The 285-nt window shown below is 49.1% G+C and carries 2 tRNA genes; both read right to left on the bottom strand.

Annotated features, from left to right (window positions below):
- Positions 1–69: 69 nt before the first annotated feature.
- Positions 70–143 (bottom strand) — tRNA-Ala (locus ICL07_RS32225).
- Positions 144–152: 9 nt separating this feature from the next.
- A tRNA-Ile gene (locus ICL07_RS32220) sits at positions 153–227 on the bottom strand.
- Positions 228–285: the final 58 nt, after the last annotated feature.

Genomic DNA, 285 nt, shown 5'->3' with positions numbered 1-285 from the left:
AGATCCGATCTCTGTGGCCCGTTTGGCCGTACATCTTTTGTTTGTGTGCAAGAACTAAGTTGATGAAAGTGGAGGATATCGGATTCGAACCGATGACCCCCTGCGTGCAAGGCAGGTGCTCTAGCCAACTGAGCTAATCCCCCAATCATTTGTAGACCCGAGCAGATTTGAACTGCTGACCCCTACATTATCAGTGTAGTGCTCTAACCAGGCTGAGCTACGGATCTGTTTAGGTGCCTTTGTGGTATCTTCTAAACCGTTCCAGTCCTCGTTACCAACTTGGCA

The sequence above is a fragment of the Chitinophaga qingshengii genome (assembly GCF_014529935.1).
GTDB lineage: Bacteria > Bacteroidota > Bacteroidia > Chitinophagales > Chitinophagaceae > Chitinophaga > Chitinophaga qingshengii.
This window is presented reverse-complemented; position numbering and strand designations above follow the sequence as displayed.